The organism is Bradyrhizobium sp. UFLA06-06 (genome assembly GCF_054820065.1).
The window spans coordinates 54998-71633 of the sequence record NZ_JADFUD010000018.1; the positions used below are offsets into that span (position 1 = coordinate 54998).

The following is a 16636-nucleotide window of genomic DNA, read 5'->3' on the forward strand; positions in this document are numbered from 1 at the left end:
GGTGAGGGCGGCGGGCGTAACCTTCGGCGGCGAGCGGTAGCATGACCTATGCGCTCGTTGCCGGCGTGCTGTTCGGGCTGTATTTCAGCCTGGTCGGCATCGGTCTCAATCTCGTGTTCGGCGTCATGCGCATCGTCAACCTTGCGCATGGCGACATCCTGATGCTGGGCGCCTTCATCGCGCTCGGCGTGGTCGGCATCGCCGGCGTCGACCCGCTGTTCGCGGTGCCGCTGGCCTTCGTGGTGTTCGTGCTGGTCGGCGTGCTGCTGTACTGGGTGCTGGTGCCGCGGCTGCAGGGCTCGGCCAATCCGGAAATGCTGTCGATCATCCTGTTCTTCGGCCTGTCGCAAGTGATCGAGGCCGTCACCACGATCTTCGCAGGTACCAGCGAGCGCTCGATCCAGAGCCGGCTGCTGGGCACCGTGTTCACGACCATCAAGGTCAAGTGGCTCGGCGGCAAGGCGGGCGGCGCAGGGCCGATCCAGATTTTCGGCCAGGGTTTTCCCGCGCCGTGGGTGATCGCGGCCATCACCAGCCTGATCGCGATCGCGCTGGTCTACCTCTATCTCTATCACACCCGGCTCGGCACCCTGACGCGCGCGGTGATGTCACGGCGCGACGAGGCGTTGGCGACCGGCATCGATGTCGATCGCGTCTCGGCGGCGGCGTTCGGCATCGGCCTCGGGATCGCGGCGGTCGCCGGCGTGTTCGCGCCCTTCATGTTCGGCTCGGTGACGCCGGCGTTCGGCGCCGATGCGACGGTGACGTCGTTTGCGATCGTCGTGCTGGGCTCGCTCGGCAATCCGCTCGGCACCGCACTCGGCGGTGTCGTCTACGGTCTCTGCTACATGCTGGTGCAGACCTATCTCAGTTCCTGGGCCGACCTGCTGCCCTATGTGTTGTTGATCGTGATCCTGTTGTTGCGCCCGAGCGGTCTGCTCGGAAGGCGGGTGCGCGTTGCATAGCGCCTCGAAGCACCTGCTGTTCATCCTGGCGCCGTTGGTGGTGGTGTTCGCACTGCTGCCCGGCGTCTATCAAAACCATCTGCTGCTGTTCAACTTCGTGATCTTCCTGATCCTCGCGCAGGGCGTGAACATCATCTATGGCTTCACCGGCTATCTGCCGTTCGGCTATGTCGGCTTCTTCGGCGCCGGCGCCTATGGCTTCGCCATCATGGTGATGCATCTGCAGACGCCCGCACCGCTCGCCGTGCTGGTCGGCGGCGTCGTGGCGGTTGCGCTCGGCCTGTTGCTGACGCCGCTGCTGCGGCTGTCGGGCGCGTATTTCGCGATCGCCAATCTCGCGGCCTCGCTCGCGGTGCTGCACTTCGTCGCCAACCCGGCGCTGGAAGGCATCACCAAGGGCCCCTACGGCGTCTCGCTCACCGGCACCTTCAACCCGACCCACGCCTATTATGCCGCGGTCGTCGTGATGGCGCTGACGGTCGGCGCGGTGGTCTATCTGAAGAACTCGCCGTTTGGACTCGCGCTGCAGGCGGTGCGCGAGGACGCGGTGTCGGCCTCGATGGCCGGCGTCAATATCGTGAAGATGCGGGTGATTGCCTGGCTCGCCTCGGCGCTGGTCGCGGGCCTCGCCGGCGGCATCTACGCCTGGTACGTCTCGGTGTTCTATCCGGACAACGTGTTCTCCGGCGAGTTCTCGATCTTCGCGATCGTGTTCGCGCTGTTCGGCGGCGTTGCCACCATCACCGGCCCGATCGTCGGCGTGCTGATCCTCTACGGCATCTACAATCTGATCGGCTTCACCACGCCGCAATATTTCCAGCTGATCTATGGTCTCCTGATCATGGGCCTGGTGCTGTTCCTGCCCGCAGGACTGGTGTCGCTGGCAACCCGCAGGGGGTGGCATGTCCCCTGAGAAAACCCCGATCCTCAAGGTCTCGAAGCTGGTCAAGCGCTTCGGTGGTTTCCACGCGCTCGATGGCCTCAGCTTTCACGTCGTGCCGGGCGAGATCCTCGGTCTGGTCGGTCCGAACGGCTCCGGCAAGACCACGGCGATCAATGTGATCTCCGGTCTCTATGCGCCCGACGGCGGCGAGGTCGTGTTCGACGGCGCATCCGCCGGCGGCGTCGCCTCGCACAAGCTCGTTCATCGCGGCATCAACCGCACCTTCCAGGTGCCGAAGCCGTTCCTGTCGCTGACGGTGCGCGAGAACATCCAGGTGGCGCTGGCCTATGGCGGCGCGACCGGTGCGCCGTCGATCGCCGAACTGCTCCAGGATTTCCGGCTGAAGGAGGTCGCCGACCGTCCGGCCGCCGATCTCAACAGCGCCCAGCAGAAGATGCTCGATCTGACCCGTGCGCTCGCCACGCGGCCGCGGCTGCTGCTGCTCGACGAACTCGCCGCCGGCCTCAACCCGGCGGAGCTCGACTGGATCGCCGGCCGCATCAAGGCCTTGGCCGCGACCGGCATGGCGATCATCGTGGTCGAGCATCTGATGGGCTTCATCGAGCAGATCACCGACCGCGTCATCGTGCTCAATGCGGGCAAGGAGATCTTCGAGGGGACGCTGGCGACCGCGGTACGCGAGCCGCAGGTGATCGAGGTATTTTTGGGAGGCGAGCATGCCCACTGATGCGGTGTCGCTTTTGGACACGAGGGGCGTCGATGCCGGCTACGGCACCATGCAGGTGTTGTGGGGCGTCGATCTCGACGTCCGCCCCGGCGAGACCGTGCTGCTGCTCGGCGCCAACGGCGCGGGCAAGACCACGTTCCTGAAGTCGCTGGTCGGCCTGATCGAAGCCCGCAGCGGGCACATCAAGCTCGGCGGTGAGGACATCACCAAGATGCGCTCGTCGGACCGTATGAAGCGCGGCATGACCTACATGTCGGAGCTTGCGGTGTTTCCCGACCTGTCGATCGAGGAAAATATCCGCGTCGGCGCGCAGGCGCTGGGCCATGCCAATCCGGGGGCGCGGGTCGACGAATTGTACGGCCTGTTCCCGGTGCTGCGCGACAAGCGCCGCGATCCCGCGTCCAGCCTGTCCGGCGGTCAGCGCAAGATGCTCGGCATCGCCAAGGCGCTGTCGGCGGAGCCGAAGCTGCTGGTGATGGATGAGCCCTCGGCCGGGTTGTCGCCGCTGTTCGTCAAGGAGGTGCTGCGCGCCTTGTCGAGCCTGCAGGGCCGCGGGCTGGCGCTCTTGATCGCCGAGCAAAATATCGGTTTTCTCGAGATTGCCACCCGCGTATTCGTGCTGGAAGGCGGGCGGATCCGCTTCTCCGGCACGGTTGCCGAGATGAGCGGCAATGAAGAGCTGCACCGTGCCTATTTCGGGCTGAAGTGATGCGAGGTGAGGGGCCACGCACACTGGAAATCGGCCTCGGTTCGGGCGACAATCAGCTGCAAGCCATGAAGTGCAAGCCGTGAAGTGAAAGCCATGCCCAAGAATCCGACACTCGCCTCCCTTGCCGCCGATCTCGCCAGCGGCACGACCTCTGCCCGCAAGCTCGTCGAGCAGTGCATCGCCAGGATCGCTGATCCCTCAGGCGAGGGCCAGCGCACCTTCATCCATGTCGACCGCGAGGCCGCGCTGGAGGCCGCCGACGCCATGGACCGGCTGCGCAAGGCCAATGCGGCGCCATCGCCCTTTGCCGGCATTCCGGTCTCGATCAAGGACCTGTTCGACATCAAGGGGCAGGTGACGCGCGCCGGCTCCCGGGCGCTGGAGGATTCGGCGCCGGCGGATGTCGATGCGCCGGTGGTGGCGCGGCTCAAGCGTGCCGGCTTCGTCGTGATCGGCCGCACCAACATGACCGAGTTCGCCTATTCCGGCATCGGCATCAATCCGCATTACGGCACGCCGAAGAGCGCCTGGAACCGGAGCGTCGGCCACGTGCCGGGCGGCTCGTCCTCGGGGGCGGCGGTCTCGATCGCCGACGGCATGGCGTTCGGCGCGCTCGGCACCGACACCGGCGGCTCCTGCCGGATTCCGGCCGCCTTCAACGGCATCGTCGGCTACAAGCCGACGCAACGCCGGATTCCGCTCGATGGCGGCGTGCCGCTGTCGTTCACGCTCGACAGCTACGGCCCGCTGGCCAATTCGGTGGCCTGCTGCGCCGCGCTCGACGCGGTGCTCGCCGACCAGCCGGTGACGCCGCTCACGCCGCGCCCGGTCAAGGGCATGCGGCTCGCGGTGCCGACCACGGTCGCGCTCGACGACCTCGATGAGGCCGTCGCGAAAACCTTCGAGCGCGCGCTTGGCGCGCTGTCGCGCGCCGGCGCCTTGATCGATCGCATCGAGGTGCCCGAATTGCTCGATGTCGGCGTCATGAACACCAAGGGCGGCTTTGCCGCCGCCGAAAGCTATGCCTGGCACCGCTTCCTGCTGACCAGCAAGGGCGACATCTACGATCCGCGCGTCGCGGTGCGCATCCAGCGCGGCGAGGGCTTCCCGGCCGCCGACTATATCGATCTGCTCAACGCGCGCCGCTCCTTCATCGCGCGCACCGAGAAGCGGATCGCGCCCTATGATGCGATGGTGCTGCCGACCACGGCCAACCTGCCGCCAACGATCGCCAGCCTCGCCGACGACAAGGCGTTCGCCACCGAGAATTTGCGCGCGCTGCGCAACTGCACGCTGATCAATGTGCTCGACGGCTGCGCGATCTCGCTGCCCGCGCATCGCGAGGGCGAGGCGCCGGTCGGCCTGATGCTCGCCGCCGCGGGCGGTTCGGATCGACGCATTTTCGAGCTCGCTGCCGGAATGGAGACCGCGATCCGTGTTTGATCTCACCTTCAATGTCGACGACAAGGGCGTCGCCACTCCGCTCACGCTGGAAATCAGGCAGGCCGTGATCGCCGGCTGGACCGGCCGCGATCCGGTGGCGCGCGACAAGCATATCGCCGAGCTCGAGGCGCTCGGCATCGCACGGCCCGCGACCACGCCGATCTACTACCGCTGCTCGGCGCGCCGGCTCACCTTCGCCGATGCCATCGAGGTCTGCGGCGAGGATTCGAGCGGCGAGGTCGAGTTCGTGCTGATCGGCTGGCAGGGCCGCATCTTCGTCGGCTGCGGCTCCGACCATACCGATCGCAAGGTCGAGAGCTACAGCGTCACGGTGTCGAAGCAGATGTGCGACAAGCCGATGGCGTCGGAGCTGTGGGAACTCGAGGATGTGATTGATCACTGGGACCAGCTGGTCCTGCGCTCCTGGGCCGTGATCGGCGGCCAACGCGTGCTCTACCAGGAAGGCACGCTGGATCACATGCTGCCGGTGAAGGACCTGATCGCGCGCGGCTTCGACCAGGGCGCGCTGCCCGACGGCTGCGCCATGTTTGGCGGCACCTTCGCGGCCAAGGGCGGCATCCGCCCGGCCAGCCGCTTCGAGTTCGAACTGGAAGACCCGGTGCTCAAACGGAAGATCAGCCACGGCTACGACGTGATGACGCTGCCGGTCAGGGGCTGACCTTTTTTCGCGCGCCGCTGCGTCAGAGCCGAGCGAGACCTCTCCACGCGTCGTCCCTGCGAAAGCAGGGACCCATACGCCGCGGCCTTCGGAAAGGGCACGCGGCCAGACGGCTTTCGAACAACCAGCACCTGTGGTTATGGGTCCCTGCTTTCGCAGGGACGACAGCGGGATTGGGACGCTGTTCGCCGACATTTTCTGTCAGAAATCGGGTGGCGCGGGCCGCAATCAGGGGCCAGATTCCGTCCCATGACAGCAACAGCCAAAACCATCACCCGTCCACCCACCGGGATTCCGGCCCGCGTCGACGCGCTCGACTGGGACCGGATCACGACCGATCTCGACGGGCAGGGCTGCGCCGTCCTCAACGGCTTGCTGACGCCTGAGGAATGCGATGCCATCGCCGCGCTGTATCCCGACAACAGCCAGTTCCGCAGCCGGATCGTGATGGGCCGTCACGGCTTCGGCCGCGGAGAGTACAAATACTTCTCCTATCCACTGCCGGACCTGATCGCGGAGTTGCGGCCGGCGCTCTATTCGCGGCTGACCGCGACAGCCAATCGCTGGAACGAGACGATGGGGATCGATATCCGATATCCTTCGTCGCATGCGGCGTTCCTGAAGCGCTGCCATGATGCCGGACAGACGCGGCCGACGCCGCTGCTGCTGCAATATGGCGAGGGCGACTACAACTGCCTGCACCAGGATCTCTACGGTGAGTACGTGTTTCCGATCCAGGTCGCGATCCTGCTGTCGCAGCCGGGGCGCGATTTCAGCGGCGGCGAGTTCGTGCTGACCGAGCAGCGGCCGCGGATGCAGTCGCGCCCTGAGGTGGTGCCGCTCACCAAGGGCGATGCGGTGGCCTTTGCCGTGCATCATCGCCCGGTGCAGGGGACGCGCGGACCGTATCGTGTCAATCTGCGCCACGGCGTCAGCCGGATTCGCTCCGGCCACCGCCACACCGTTGGTGTGATCTTCCACGACGCGAAGTGAGTGCGAGAGAGGCGTGGCCGCTGATCTGTTCGAGACAATTGGCGATGCACGGCCGTCGCGCGAGACGATCGCGGATGGCGCGGTGCTGCTGCGCGGCTTTGTCCGGCCGTTCGAGGCCGAGCTGATCCCGGCATTGCGCGTCATCGTCAAGCAGGCGCCATTCCGGCATCTGATCACGCCGGGCGGCCACCGCATGTCGGTCGCGATGACCAATTGCGGCAGCCTCGGCTGGGTCTCCGATCCCAGCGGGTATCGCTATGATCCGATCGATCCCGACTCGGGACAACCCTGGCCTGAAATGCCGGAGGTGTTGCGCAGGCTTGCCGCCGGCGCCGCTTATGAAGCCGGCTTCAATGGCTTCGCGCCGCAGGCCTGCCTGATCAATCGCTACGTCCCCGGCGCAAAACTGTCGCTGCATCAGGACAAGGACGAGCTCGACTACCGCGCACCGATCGTGTCGATCTCGCTCGGGCTGCCGGCGATCTTCCTGTTCGGCGGCCTGAAGCGCAGCGATACGCCGCGCCGCTATCGACTCGAACATGGCGACGTTGCGGTGTGGGGCGGCCCGTCACGGTTGTTTTATCACGGCGTGGCACCGCTCGCCGACGGCGAGCACAGCGTGCTCGGCCGCCAGCGCATCAATTTGACCTTCCGCAAGGTGCGCTGACTCCCCTCCCGCAAATCGGGCCGGTGGTCTAGACTTGGCTCATGACCACCCAGGCCGACCGCGCCGTCAACCGCACCGGCGTCTATCTCGCCGTGCTGCAGCTCGTGTTCACGCTGGGCTGGACCACCTATCTGATCTATCTGCCGAAGCTGTGCGCCGATGTCGGCATCGCGCCGGCGACCGTGATCCTGATCCTGATGATGGATCAGGGCATCTTCACCATCACCGATACGGCGATGGGCATGGCCGCCGACAGGATTTCGAGCCTGGTCGGCCGCCTTGGCTTGTTCGTCGGCATCCTCGCCGCGATCTCCTGCGCCGCCTTCATCGCGCTGCCTTACGTCGCCGGCACCGGGCCGGGGGCAAAGGTCTGGCTGATCGTGTTGATCGTGATCTGGGCCGCGACGTCGTCGGCCTTGCGTGCGCCGCCGCTGACGCTGCTCGGCAAGTATCGCGCGCAGCCCTCGGTCCCGTTCCTCGCGGCGCTGGCAATGCTGGGTTATGGCATCGCGGGCGCGGTCTCGCCCTATCTTGGCGTCGTGCTGCGCAACCAAGATGCGCGGCTGCCGTTCGTGCTGTCGGGCGCCGTGCTGCTGCTGACCGCACTGGCCTTCTCGGGGATCGAGCGTCGCATCGCGGCGGAGGCGCAACCGGCGCGGCTAGCGACCCCGGCCAAGCGGCTCGGCGCGGTGCCGATGTTTTTGATCGGATCGATGGTGCTGCTCTCGCTCGGCTATCAGCTGCACTTCAACATCAACAGCGCGCCGTTCTATCTGCGCTTTGCCAGGCCGGGCGATCTGCAATGGCTGATGCCGGTATTCTGGATCGGCTTCAACATCGCGATGTTTCCGGCGAGCATTGTCGTCAAGCATCGCGGCGGCCTGATCGTGATGGGCATGGCGGGGCTGCTTGGCGCATTCGCAATCGTCGCCGCGGAGATCGCCGGAAGCCTCAATGGCCTGATCGTGGCGCAATTCATGGCGGGGGCCGCCTGGGGCTGCATGCTGATGAGCGCGGTGTCCGCGGCGCTTGCGATCGGGGAGACCGGCGCGGAAGGCAAGGTCACCGGCCTCGTCTTCTCGGCGCTGGCACTCGCGACCTTTGCGCGGATGGCGGCCGTCGCCGGCGGCCTGCAGAAGATGCCGGACTATGCGCCGCTGGTGCACTGGGCGCCGGTCGCCTGCTGGTCGGTCGCCGGCGCCGGCCTGCTCGTGATTGCCGCGTCACGGCTGCAACGCGGCGCAAAGCCGCCTAGTTGTTCCGCGCCGGGTGGATGAACGCCCAGGGGCTGACTTCCGAATCCGTCGGCACTTCCACCGAGATCACGTAAGGCCCGCCGTCGGCCAGCGCCTTCTCCAGCACGGGGCGGAAGTGATCGGGCGAGGTGACGCGCGCGGCGCCGACACCGAAGGACTCCGCAAGCTTGACGAAATCGGGGTTGACCAGGTCCGAGGCGACGACGCGGCCGTCGAAGCGCTCGCGTTGGTCGCGGCGGACGTTGCCATAGGCGTTGTTGTTGAACACCAGCGTCACCACGCCGATCCTGAACTGCACGGCGGTGGCGAGCTCCTGCACGCCGAACATGAAACCGCCGTCGCCTGATATCGCGACCACCGGCTTGTTTGGGTTGGCGACCTTGGCGCCGAGCGCGGTCGGGAAACCCGAGCCGAGCGTGCCCTGATAGCCTGAGGTGACGAAGGTGCGCGGCTCGTAGATCGGAAAGCCGTACCAGGAGGCGAAACCGACCTGCGACAGCTCGTCGGTGACGATGGCGTTGGCCGGCAGCACCTCGCGCAGGATCTTCAGATACGCCATCTGAGGCTGGATGCGCTGGATTTCCTGCTCGGTAGCCGCGGTCGCCTCGCGGATCGCGGCGCGACGGCCGGAGGTCTTGCGGTAGCCCACCTTGCGCACGGCGGCGACGAGATCGGCGGTGCCGGCCCTGGCGTCCGCGATCACACCGGCATCAGCCGGCCAGCGCCGCAGCTCGACCGGATCGATGTCGATGCGGACGCATTTCAGGCCGGCCGGCTGGTAGGGCCAGCGCGACATCGTCGGCAGCTCGAGGCGTGTGCCGATGCCGATCATCAGATCGGTCTTCGGCCAGAGCTTGTAGGCCGAAGCCATGGTCAGCCCGAGTTCATGCGCGTTGGAGACGATGCCGCGGCCGCTGCGGAATGCGACGACCGGCGCGTCGATCATCTCGGCCAATTCGAGGATCTCCTCGCGCGCCTCGATGGCGCCGCTGCCGACGAAGATCATCGGCGCCTTGCTGCCGGCGATCAGGTCGGCGGCGGCCTTGATGCGGTCCGGATCGGGCTGCGGCGCCGGCAACGCATCGAACGGGTTGACGGGCGCGACCTGGGTGCGCTGGGTGAAGACATCCCACGGCATCTCGAGCGAAGCCGGGCCGCGCCGGCCCGACAGCATCTCCTGGAACGCGCGCGACACCAGCGCGGGCGCGTTATCAGGGTATTCGATCCGGTCGGCCCATTTCACGAAGGTGCGCAGCGTCGCGAGCTGGTCCGGCATCTCATGCAGATGGCCGCGGCCCTTGCCCAGGAACTGCGTCGGCACCTGACCGGTCAGGCACAGCACCGGCTCGTTGCAGCCGAATGCGGTGAGCAGCGCCGCCGAGGCGTTGAGCACGCCCGGGCCGGGCACCACGCTGAACACGCCGGGCTTGCCGCTGGAGCGCGCATAGCCGAACGCCATGTAGCCGCAGGCCTGTTCGTGCCGCGCGCCGATCACCTTGAGCTGGGCTTGGTGGAAGGCATCGAACAGGCCATAGATCTGCGCGCCGGGCAGCCCGAACACGGTGTCGACGCCGTGGGCGACGAGGCCGTTGACGATTGCTTCGCCGCCGGATGTTGAGGTCATGGCACTGTCCACTTGCTGGTGAGGTTAGGTAGCTTCGTCGACGACGCTGTTGCGCAGAATGCCGACGCCTTCGGCCTCGACCTCGACGACATCGCCGGGCTTCAGATAGCGCGGCGGATCGAATCGCGCACCTGCGCCGGTCGGGGTGCCCGTGACGATGATGTCGCCGGGAGCCAGCGTCGTAAAGCTCGAGATGTAGTTGATGAGGTAGCGGAAGCCGAAGATCAAGCGCGAGGTGCGGTCGTCCTGGCGGGTCTCGCCATTCACCCGCGTGGTCAGGTGGATATCGGCGATCTGTGCTTCGCTGGTATAGGGCACGATCCACGGGCCGAGGCTGCCGGTGGAATCGAAGTTCTTGCCCTGGGTGACGTTGAACTTGGCGTGGCGCACCCAGTCGCGGATGGTGCCTTCGTTGCAGAGCGTGATCGCGGCGATGTGATCGAGCGCGGCGCTCTCCGCAATGTGCCGGCCGGCCTTGCCGATCACCAGCACCAGCTCCCCCTCATAGTCGAGCTGCGGCGAGATGCGTGGCCGCACCACGGGCGTGTTGTGGCCGACGAAGGAGCGCGGCACCCGCAGAAACATGCTGGGATACTTCGGCGCGTCCGAGCCGTCCTTGTATTCGGCATTGCGGTCCGGGTAGTTGACGCCGATGCAGATGATCTTTTCCGGCGCCGGGATCGGCGGCTGCCACGCGACTGCGTCGAGCGCATGGTCGGGCGCGCGCCTGGCGGCATCCTCCACGAGCCTGCTCAGCGCGCCGGCGGCGATTGCTTCGCGTAGCGTCGGATAGTCCTTGAAGCGCGACGAGAGGTCGACGATGCCGGTGTCGGTGACGGCGCCATAGCTGGTGGCGCCGTTGGCGGAATAGGTGGCGAGGCGAGGGGCTGACATCGGAAATCCATTCATTGGTGTCGTCCCGGCCTAGTGCGCAGTTGCGCACGGGGGCCGGGACCCATACGCCGCGGCCATCGGAATGGGTACGCGGCCAGACATTCTTTCGGCAACCCTATTCGGTGGTTATGGATCCCGGCTTTCGCCGGGACGACGAGGGGATGGAATCTTGTTCACTAGTCCGCAACCAGCACGTCGGCGACGAAGCGCGGCTCGCGCACCGCCTGGCCGGCGAAGGTCGAGCCTTCCTCGAACCAGGAGCGCGGCGCCGGCGCGCCCCACAGCGTCTGGCGGCGCGGATCGCGCAGCGACCAGCGCAGCGGCTCATGGTCGTGATCGCCGGTGAAATAGTCGCTGGTGTAGAGCTCGATGCGGTGGCCGTCGGGGTCGCGGATGTAGAGGAAGAAGGCGTTGGAGATGCCGTGCCGGCCAGGGCCGCGCTCGATGTTCTTGAGGAAGCCGGAGGAGGCCATCACGTCGCAGAGATGCACGATGTTCATCGCTGTCGGCACCCAATAGGCGATGTGGTGCAGGCGCGGGCCACGGCCGTTGGTGATGGCGAAGTCGTGGACGTTGCCCTTGCGGTGCATCCAGGCGGCAGCGATGCGGCCGTTGTCGCCGTCCTCCTCGGCATATTCGGTGAGGCGGAAGCCGAGCCGGGCGTAGAAGTCGACGGTGTCCTGAACCTCGGCGGCGAACACGTTGAAATGGTCGAGCCGCTGCGGATGGCAGCCCTTGTAGAGGTCGTAGCGCCGCAGCAGATGCGGGCGTTTCTCCATCGTGGCGTAAAGCTCGATCTGGAAGCCGAACGGATCGGTGAATTGCAGCGTGCGGCCCTGGAACGGCTGGTCGACGAAGGCGTAGGCGATGCCGTTCTCGGAGAAGAAGGCAGCGGCCTTGTCGAGGTCGCCGTCATTGCCGACCTTGAAGCCAAGCCGGTTGCAGGCCGCTTTCGGCGCCTTGCGCAGCACCACCGAGTGATGCTGGTGCTCCTCGCTGGCGCGCAGATACACCGACTTGTCGTCGCGGTCCTCGATGTGGAGGCCGACCGTCTTCTCGTAGAAGGCGGCGCTCTTGTCGAGATCCGTGACGTCGAGCACGGCGTGGCTGCAGCGGATGATGTTGAACGGCGGATCGAAAACATGCGTCGGAACGGGCATCGGTGTTTCCCCTCAATTTTATCGTCATTCCGGGGCTCGCGAAGCGAGAACCCGGAATCTCGAAGTTCCGGGTTCTCGCTTCGCGAGCCCCGGAACGACGGCTGGCTAAATTCCCAGTTTCTGAATCTTGTGCGTCCCACGCGCGAGCGAGACGTGCTTGGTTTCCATGTAGAAGTCGAACGAATAGTCGCCGCCGTCGCGGCCGATGCCTGACGACTTCATGCCGCCGAACGGGGTCGGCAGATGGCGGACGTTTTCCGAGTTGAGCCAGATCATGCCGGCTTCCAGCGCATCCGCCACCCGCAGCGCGCGGCCCATGTCGCCGGTCCAGACATAGCCGGTCAGGCCGTATTGCACGCCATTGGCGATCTCGATGGCCTCAGCCTCGTCCTTGAACGGGATGACGGTCAGGAACGGGCCGAACACCTCTTCCTGCGCGACGCGCATCTTGGCGTTGGCGCCGGTGACCAGCGTCGGCTGCATATAGTGGCCGCCGCCGGGGCCGTCATGCGGCTGGCCGCCGACTGCGATCGTCGCGCCGTCGTTCTTGGCGACGTCGAAATAGCTGCACACCTTGGCGAGATGCCGCTCATGGATCAACGGCCCGATCTCGGTTGCGGGATCGAGGGGGTGACCCACCTTCAGCGCCTTCACGCGTTGGGTCAGTTTCTCGATGAACTTGCCGGCGACGCTCTCCTGAACCAGCAGCCGGCTCGACGACGTGCAGCGCTCGCCATTGAGCGAGTAGATCATGAACACGACCGCATCGAGCGCGCGGTCGAGATCGGCGTCGTCGAATACGATCACCGGGTTCTTGCCGCCGAGCTCGAAATGCACCCGCTTCAGGGTCGGTGCGCCCTGCGCCATGATCGCCGAGCCCGTCGCGCTTTCGCCGACGAAGCCGATCGCCTTGATGGCGGGGTGCTCGGTCAGCGCCTTGCCGGCCTCTTCGCCGAAACCATGCACGGTATTGAGCACGCCGTCGGGGATGCCGGCCTGTTTTGCGAGTTTGACCAGCAGATCGGCGGTTACCGGCGACCATTCCGCCGGCTTGTGCACCACGGTGCAACCCGCGGCGAGGGCGGGTGCGATCTTCCAGGTCGAGAGCATGAACGGCGTGTTCCACGGCGTGATCACGCCGACCGGGCCGATCGGCACGCGGGTCGAGATGTTCCAGTGCTCTTCCGAGGGCGTGTTGAGGCCGTCGCGGGCCTCGCCGCATTTGTCGGCGAAGAAGCGGAAATTCTCCGCGGCGCGGATCGCGGCCTTGGCCATGAAGCGGTGCGCCTGGCCGGTGTCGATGCATTCGAGCACGGCGATGTCGTCGGCCCGCGCCTCGATCGCATCGGCGACGCGATGCAGCAGCTTGCGGCGCTGCGCCGCCGGCATGTCGCGCCAGGCCTTGAAGGCCTTGGACGCCGCGGTCGCGGCACGGTCGATATCCTCGAAATTGCCGCGCGCGACCGTCGCCAGCACCGTGCCGTCGATCGGCGATTTCGTCTCAAAAATCTGCCCGGAGGCCGCCGGCACGATCTTGCCGTCGATCACATGGCCGATGCCTTCGGCTTTCAGCTTTGCAAGCAGTGGGCCGGCGCGATCGCGGTTGGCCTGGAACACGTCGGCTGACGATTTCGGGGTGGCTTTATCCATTGACCGTCTCCACCTTCAGTGCATCGTGGATGTTATTGCGCTTCCAGCTGGTGTCCTTGTCGTTGATCTGCATGTCGAACGACAAAGCGAATTTGCTGTTGGCGAAGACCGGATCGAGATGGGCCGACAGCGCCTTGAAGATGTGCTCGCCGGCCTTCTTGCGGGTGGCGAGATCGCGGCCTTCGCCGAGCCGCAGCACCATGTCGAGGAAGCCGTAATTCTTGCGGCCGTCGGCGATCGCATAGTGCTCGCATCTGACGGCGCGGACGCGGATGCCGCCGAGCGGGAAGATGCCGGTCTCGACCGCGGCCTTGCGGACCAGTTCGACCGTCGCGCCCATGTCGACGAGATCGTCGAGATTGGCGGAGTATTCAAGCGTGAAATGCGGCATGCAGCGCTCCTGCTGAAGGCGTCAGGCGAAGTAGCAGCTTACGGAACCGTACGGTCCGTAATCGGCCTGGATGGTGTCGCCCTTGCGGGTCTCGATCGGACGGATGAAGGAGCCCGCCAGCACGACCTGGCCGGCCTCCAGCGCCAGTCCGTTCGGCGCGATCTTGTTGGCCAGCCACGCCACCGCGGTCGCCGGATGATTCAACACGCCGGCGGCCAGACCGGTTTCCTCGAGCTGACCATTTCGGAAGCACAGAGCGCCGATCCAGCGCAGGTCGGCGTCCAGCGGGCGGATCGGCCGGCCGCCGAGCACGATACCGGCATTGGCGGCGTTGTCGGCGATGGTGTCGAAGATCTTCCGCATCGCCTTGGTCTCGGGATCGACGCGCTCGACCCTGGTATCCAGGATCTCCAGCGCCGGTACCACGAAATCGGTGGCGTTCAGCACATCGAACAGCGTGCAGTTCGGCCCGGCCAGACGATGCTTCATCACGAAGGCAAGCTCGGCCTCGACGCGGGTGGCGATGAAGCGGTCGCTTGGCACCAGGCCGCCATCGGCGAAGAACATGTCGTCGAGCAGGATTCCGGAATCGGGCTCGTCGATATTGAGCGCGCTCTGCATCGCCTTCGAGGTCAGGCCGATCTTGTGGCCCTTGACGACGCGGCCCTGCTCCACCTTCATCTCGACCCAAGCCTTCTGAATCGCGTAGGCGTCTTCGAGGGTGATGCGGGGGTATTCCAGAGAGAGCTGGCGGATTTGCTTACGGGTCTTTTCCGCGCCGTCGAGCCGTTCGGCGGCAGCGCGGATATCGTCCTTGGAGAGGGCCATGCGTGCTACACAAAAGTGGATGTCGGGAGATGATTAACATGTTAAGTGAATTCCCGCAAACTGAATCAAGGCATGTTGCAACGCAAAATTTCGTTGCGCAGGATTAGGTAATGGCGCGCAAAAATTCGAACGACATTCGGCCGGGGCAGGGCGACGACGCGGCGGCGCGACGGACCCCGATGCGCGAGTTCTCGCGCTCGCTGCCGATGTCGCTGCTCCGCGCGCGCGAGGCGGTGATGCGGCAATTCCGACCGTCGCTGCGCAATCACGGGCTGACCGAGCAGCAATGGCGGATCCTGCGCGCGCTCACCGCGGTCGACGAGATCGAGGTCACCGAGCTCGCCCGCATGGCGTTTCTGCTCGGCCCGAGCCTGTCGCGAATCCTTCGCGATCTCGAGGGCCGCGCGTTGATCGAGCGCAAGGCGGCTGAGAACGACGCGCGGCGCGCGGTGGTCTCGATCTCCGCCAAGGGGTTGAAGCTGATCGAGGCGGTGGCGCCGACGTCGGAGACGATCTATGCCGAGATCACCCGGCGCTTCGGGGCGCGCAAGCTTGCCGAATTGCAGGAGATGCTGGGCGCGCTCGAAGCGAGCCTGGCCGGAATGGGCTCGGCCGATGACGCCGAGGTCGAGGCTGACGAGTAGTTGCGATCATGCGCGGCATTCGCGCTCAGGTCATGTAGGGTACGCGCGAAATCACGTTGATGGCGCGGAATTCGGCAATCCAGCCCGCGACCTTCGAGTGGGACCATTCGATATGGCGGCGCAAGATGGCTGCCGCCGCGTCGCCGTCACGCATGCGCAAAGCCTCGATGATCACCAGATGCTCGTCCATGAAGGAATCGATCTGCGGCGCGGTCAGGGCGACCTGAATGTGCTTGCCGATCACGAACGCGCAGTGGGTGCGCTTGAGGGCTTCGATCATCTCGCGATTGGCGCCGTAACCCAGGCAGCGGATATGGAGGTCGCCTTCGATCTCATCGAGTTCGCCGACGCCGACGCGGTCGCGATACTGGATTCCCTCGCGCAGCCGCTCCGCCATCCGGTCGAGCAGGGCGGCAGGAATCGTTGCCGTCGCGGATTTAAGGAGCAGCGGCTCGAGCGTTGCGCGCACCTCGAAGATGTCGCGGAGGCGGTCCTCGTCCAACGGCACCACGTACCAGTGCGCCTTGGCGCCTTTCTCGAGGATGCCGATCGCCTGCGCACGTAACAGCAGGTTGCGCGCCACCGTGCGCCCCACCCGGAAATGCCGCGCCAATGCGAGCTCGCTGACGCGGAAGCGTCCGAACAGCGACCGGTAAATGATCTCACGTTCGAGCTTGTAGTAGAGAGTATCCCAGGCGTCGCTGCGCACGGCGTCGACGGGGCCGTCGGTCAGCCCAAACATTTCCGGCGTGATCGGGACGCGCCGAGGGTCGACCTTGCGCTTGCCGGCGATGACGCCGCGACCGTCGAACCGGCGCACCAGGCCGATATGCTCGAGCTGTTCGAAAGCCTGCCGCACCGGAGAGCGGCTGGAGCCGAACAAGGTCGCGATCGCCGATTCGGAAAGAACCGTGCCAGGTGGCACGTCACCGGCGCGGATGTGCTTTGCCAATGCGCTCTTGATCAGCGCGTAGGCCGGCTGCTTCCGTCTGGTCTGCGATTTCGCTCTTGGAATCGACATCGATGACTGCCCGCCGGTCACACTAACACGTGATCGCGCCACGGTCGTTGGTAGCAGGCATTTACGCACCGCTGCCAGCGA

17 protein-coding genes are annotated in these 16636 nt (G+C 65.9%); 10 read left to right on the forward strand and 7 right to left on the reverse strand.

Features of this window, described 5'->3' with window-relative positions:
* The first annotated feature begins 41 nt into the window (after nt 1–41).
* The 9 genes from IF803_RS17490 (at nt 42) to IF803_RS17530 (ending at nt 8364) form a co-directional block, all read left to right on the forward strand.
* Nucleotides 42–965 (forward strand): branched-chain amino acid ABC transporter permease, encoded by a 924-nt coding sequence (locus IF803_RS17490; RefSeq protein ID WP_461192922.1) that lies wholly within the window; start codon nt 42–44, stop codon nt 963–965.
* Complete coding sequence (locus IF803_RS17495; protein WP_461192923.1) at nt 958–1878, forward strand: branched-chain amino acid ABC transporter permease; 921 nt, start codon at nt 958–960, stop codon at nt 1876–1878. Before IF803_RS17490 ends, IF803_RS17495 begins: the two co-directional genes overlap by 8 nt.
* Entirely contained in the window at nt 1868–2596 is a 729-nt protein-coding gene (locus tag IF803_RS17500; protein ID WP_461192924.1) for an ABC transporter ATP-binding protein, read from the forward strand. Before IF803_RS17495 ends, IF803_RS17500 begins: the two co-directional genes overlap by 11 nt.
* Nucleotides 2586–3305 (forward strand): ABC transporter ATP-binding protein, encoded by a 720-nt coding sequence (locus IF803_RS17505; RefSeq protein WP_092083310.1) that lies wholly within the window; start codon nt 2586–2588, stop codon nt 3303–3305. Before IF803_RS17500 ends, IF803_RS17505 begins: the two co-directional genes overlap by 11 nt.
* Nucleotides 3306–3398: 93 nt before the next feature.
* Complete coding sequence (locus tag IF803_RS17510; RefSeq protein WP_304499321.1) at nt 3399–4748, forward strand: amidase; 1350 nt, start codon at nt 3399–3401, stop codon at nt 4746–4748.
* A complete protein-coding gene (locus IF803_RS17515; protein WP_038386392.1) occupies nt 4741–5427 on the forward strand; it encodes a DUF2848 domain-containing protein in 687 nt (228 codons plus the stop codon). The genes IF803_RS17510 and IF803_RS17515 overlap by 8 nt, the downstream gene beginning before the upstream one ends.
* Before the next feature lie 249 nt (nt 5428–5676).
* Complete coding sequence (locus tag IF803_RS17520; RefSeq protein ID WP_461192925.1) at nt 5677–6420, forward strand: 2OG-Fe(II) oxygenase; 744 nt, start codon at nt 5677–5679, stop codon at nt 6418–6420.
* Between the two features lie 13 nt (nt 6421–6433).
* Nucleotides 6434–7087 carry a DNA oxidative demethylase AlkB gene (alkB, locus tag IF803_RS17525; protein WP_461192926.1) on the forward strand — a complete coding sequence of 218 codons (654 nt, stop codon included), beginning with the start codon at nt 6434–6436 and terminating at the stop codon, nt 7085–7087.
* Between the two features lie 41 nt (nt 7088–7128).
* Nucleotides 7129–8364 carry an MFS transporter gene (locus IF803_RS17530; protein WP_461192927.1) on the forward strand — a complete coding sequence of 412 codons (1236 nt, stop codon included), beginning with the start codon at nt 7129–7131 and terminating at the stop codon, nt 8362–8364.
* Here the strand turns inward: IF803_RS17530 and IF803_RS17535 are convergent.
* The 6 genes from IF803_RS17535 to hpaH all read right to left on the reverse strand — a co-directional run bounded on the left by IF803_RS17535 (nt 8339) and on the right by hpaH (nt 14890).
* Nucleotides 8339–9967: a thiamine pyrophosphate-dependent enzyme gene (locus IF803_RS17535; protein ID WP_461192928.1), complete on the reverse strand. Its 1629-nt coding sequence runs from the start codon at nt 9965–9967 to the stop codon at nt 8339–8341. The two genes, IF803_RS17530 and IF803_RS17535, sit on opposite strands and share 26 nt — an antisense overlap.
* 24 nt (nt 9968–9991) lie before the next feature.
* A complete protein-coding gene (locus tag IF803_RS17540) occupies nt 9992–10861 on the reverse strand; it encodes a fumarylacetoacetate hydrolase family protein (RefSeq protein ID WP_259244364.1) in 870 nt (289 codons plus the stop codon).
* A 176-nt stretch (nt 10862–11037) separates the two neighbouring features.
* Nucleotides 11038–12021, reverse strand: coding sequence for a 3,4-dihydroxyphenylacetate 2,3-dioxygenase (gene hpaD / locus IF803_RS17545; RefSeq protein WP_028338720.1), 984 nt, complete (start codon nt 12019–12021; stop codon nt 11038–11040).
* Between the two features lie 105 nt (nt 12022–12126).
* On the reverse strand, nt 12127–13671 hold the full coding sequence (gene hpaE, locus IF803_RS17550) for a 5-carboxymethyl-2-hydroxymuconate semialdehyde dehydrogenase (RefSeq protein ID WP_461192929.1): 1545 nt from the start codon (nt 13669–13671) through the stop codon (nt 12127–12129).
* Complete coding sequence (locus IF803_RS17555; protein ID WP_157348156.1) at nt 13664–14062, reverse strand: 5-carboxymethyl-2-hydroxymuconate Delta-isomerase; 399 nt, start codon at nt 14060–14062, stop codon at nt 13664–13666. The genes hpaE and IF803_RS17555 overlap by 8 nt, the downstream gene beginning before the upstream one ends.
* A gap of 21 nt (nt 14063–14083) precedes the next feature.
* Nucleotides 14084–14890 (reverse strand): 2-oxo-hept-4-ene-1,7-dioate hydratase, encoded by an 807-nt coding sequence (gene hpaH, locus IF803_RS17560; protein WP_411783532.1) that lies wholly within the window; start codon nt 14888–14890, stop codon nt 14084–14086.
* A gap of 110 nt (nt 14891–15000) precedes the next feature.
* Here hpaH and hpaR point away from each other — a divergent pair, with 110 nt between their 5' ends.
* A complete protein-coding gene (gene hpaR, locus IF803_RS17565; protein WP_092083320.1) occupies nt 15001–15534 on the forward strand; it encodes a homoprotocatechuate degradation operon regulator HpaR in 534 nt (177 codons plus the stop codon).
* Nucleotides 15535–15559: 25 nt separating this feature from the next.
* Here the strand turns inward: hpaR and IF803_RS17570 are convergent, their stop codons facing one another.
* The gene (locus IF803_RS17570) at nt 15560–16555 is read right to left on the reverse strand and encodes a GntR family transcriptional regulator (protein ID WP_461192930.1); all 996 of its coding nucleotides are present in this window, start codon (nt 16553–16555) and stop codon (nt 15560–15562) included.
* Nucleotides 16556–16636 lie beyond the last annotated feature (81 nt).

Coding starts and splice junctions, on each gene's coding strand:
- IF803_RS17490 (WP_461192922.1), top strand. CDS start 42: ATGACCTATGCGCTCGTTGCCGGCGTGCTGTTCGGGCTGTATTTCAGC.
- IF803_RS17500 (WP_461192924.1), top strand. CDS start 1,868: ATGTCCCCTGAGAAAACCCCGATCCTCAAGGTCTCGAAGCTGGTCAAG.
- IF803_RS17505 (WP_092083310.1), top strand. CDS start 2,586: ATGCCCACTGATGCGGTGTCGCTTTTGGACACGAGGGGCGTCGATGCC.
- IF803_RS17510 (WP_304499321.1), top strand. CDS start 3,399: ATGCCCAAGAATCCGACACTCGCCTCCCTTGCCGCCGATCTCGCCAGC.
- IF803_RS17520 (WP_461192925.1), top strand. CDS start 5,677: ATGACAGCAACAGCCAAAACCATCACCCGTCCACCCACCGGGATTCCG.
- IF803_RS17530 (WP_461192927.1), top strand. CDS start 7,129: ATGACCACCCAGGCCGACCGCGCCGTCAACCGCACCGGCGTCTATCTC.
- IF803_RS17535 (WP_461192928.1), bottom strand. CDS start 9,967: ATGACCTCAACATCCGGCGGCGAAGCAATCGTCAACGGCCTCGTCGCC.
- IF803_RS17540 (WP_259244364.1), bottom strand. CDS start 10,861: ATGTCAGCCCCTCGCCTCGCCACCTATTCCGCCAACGGCGCCACCAGC.
- hpaD (WP_028338720.1), bottom strand. CDS start 12,021: ATGCCCGTTCCGACGCATGTTTTCGATCCGCCGTTCAACATCATCCGC.
- hpaE (WP_461192929.1), bottom strand. CDS start 13,671: ATGGATAAAGCCACCCCGAAATCGTCAGCCGACGTGTTCCAGGCCAAC.
- IF803_RS17555 (WP_157348156.1), bottom strand. CDS start 14,062: ATGCCGCATTTCACGCTTGAATACTCCGCCAATCTCGACGATCTCGTC.
- hpaH (WP_411783532.1), bottom strand. CDS start 14,890: ATGGCCCTCTCCAAGGACGATATCCGCGCTGCCGCCGAACGGCTCGAC.
- hpaR (WP_092083320.1), top strand. CDS start 15,001: ATGGCGCGCAAAAATTCGAACGACATTCGGCCGGGGCAGGGCGACGAC.
- IF803_RS17570 (WP_461192930.1), bottom strand. CDS start 16,555: ATGTCGATTCCAAGAGCGAAATCGCAGACCAGACGGAAGCAGCCGGCC.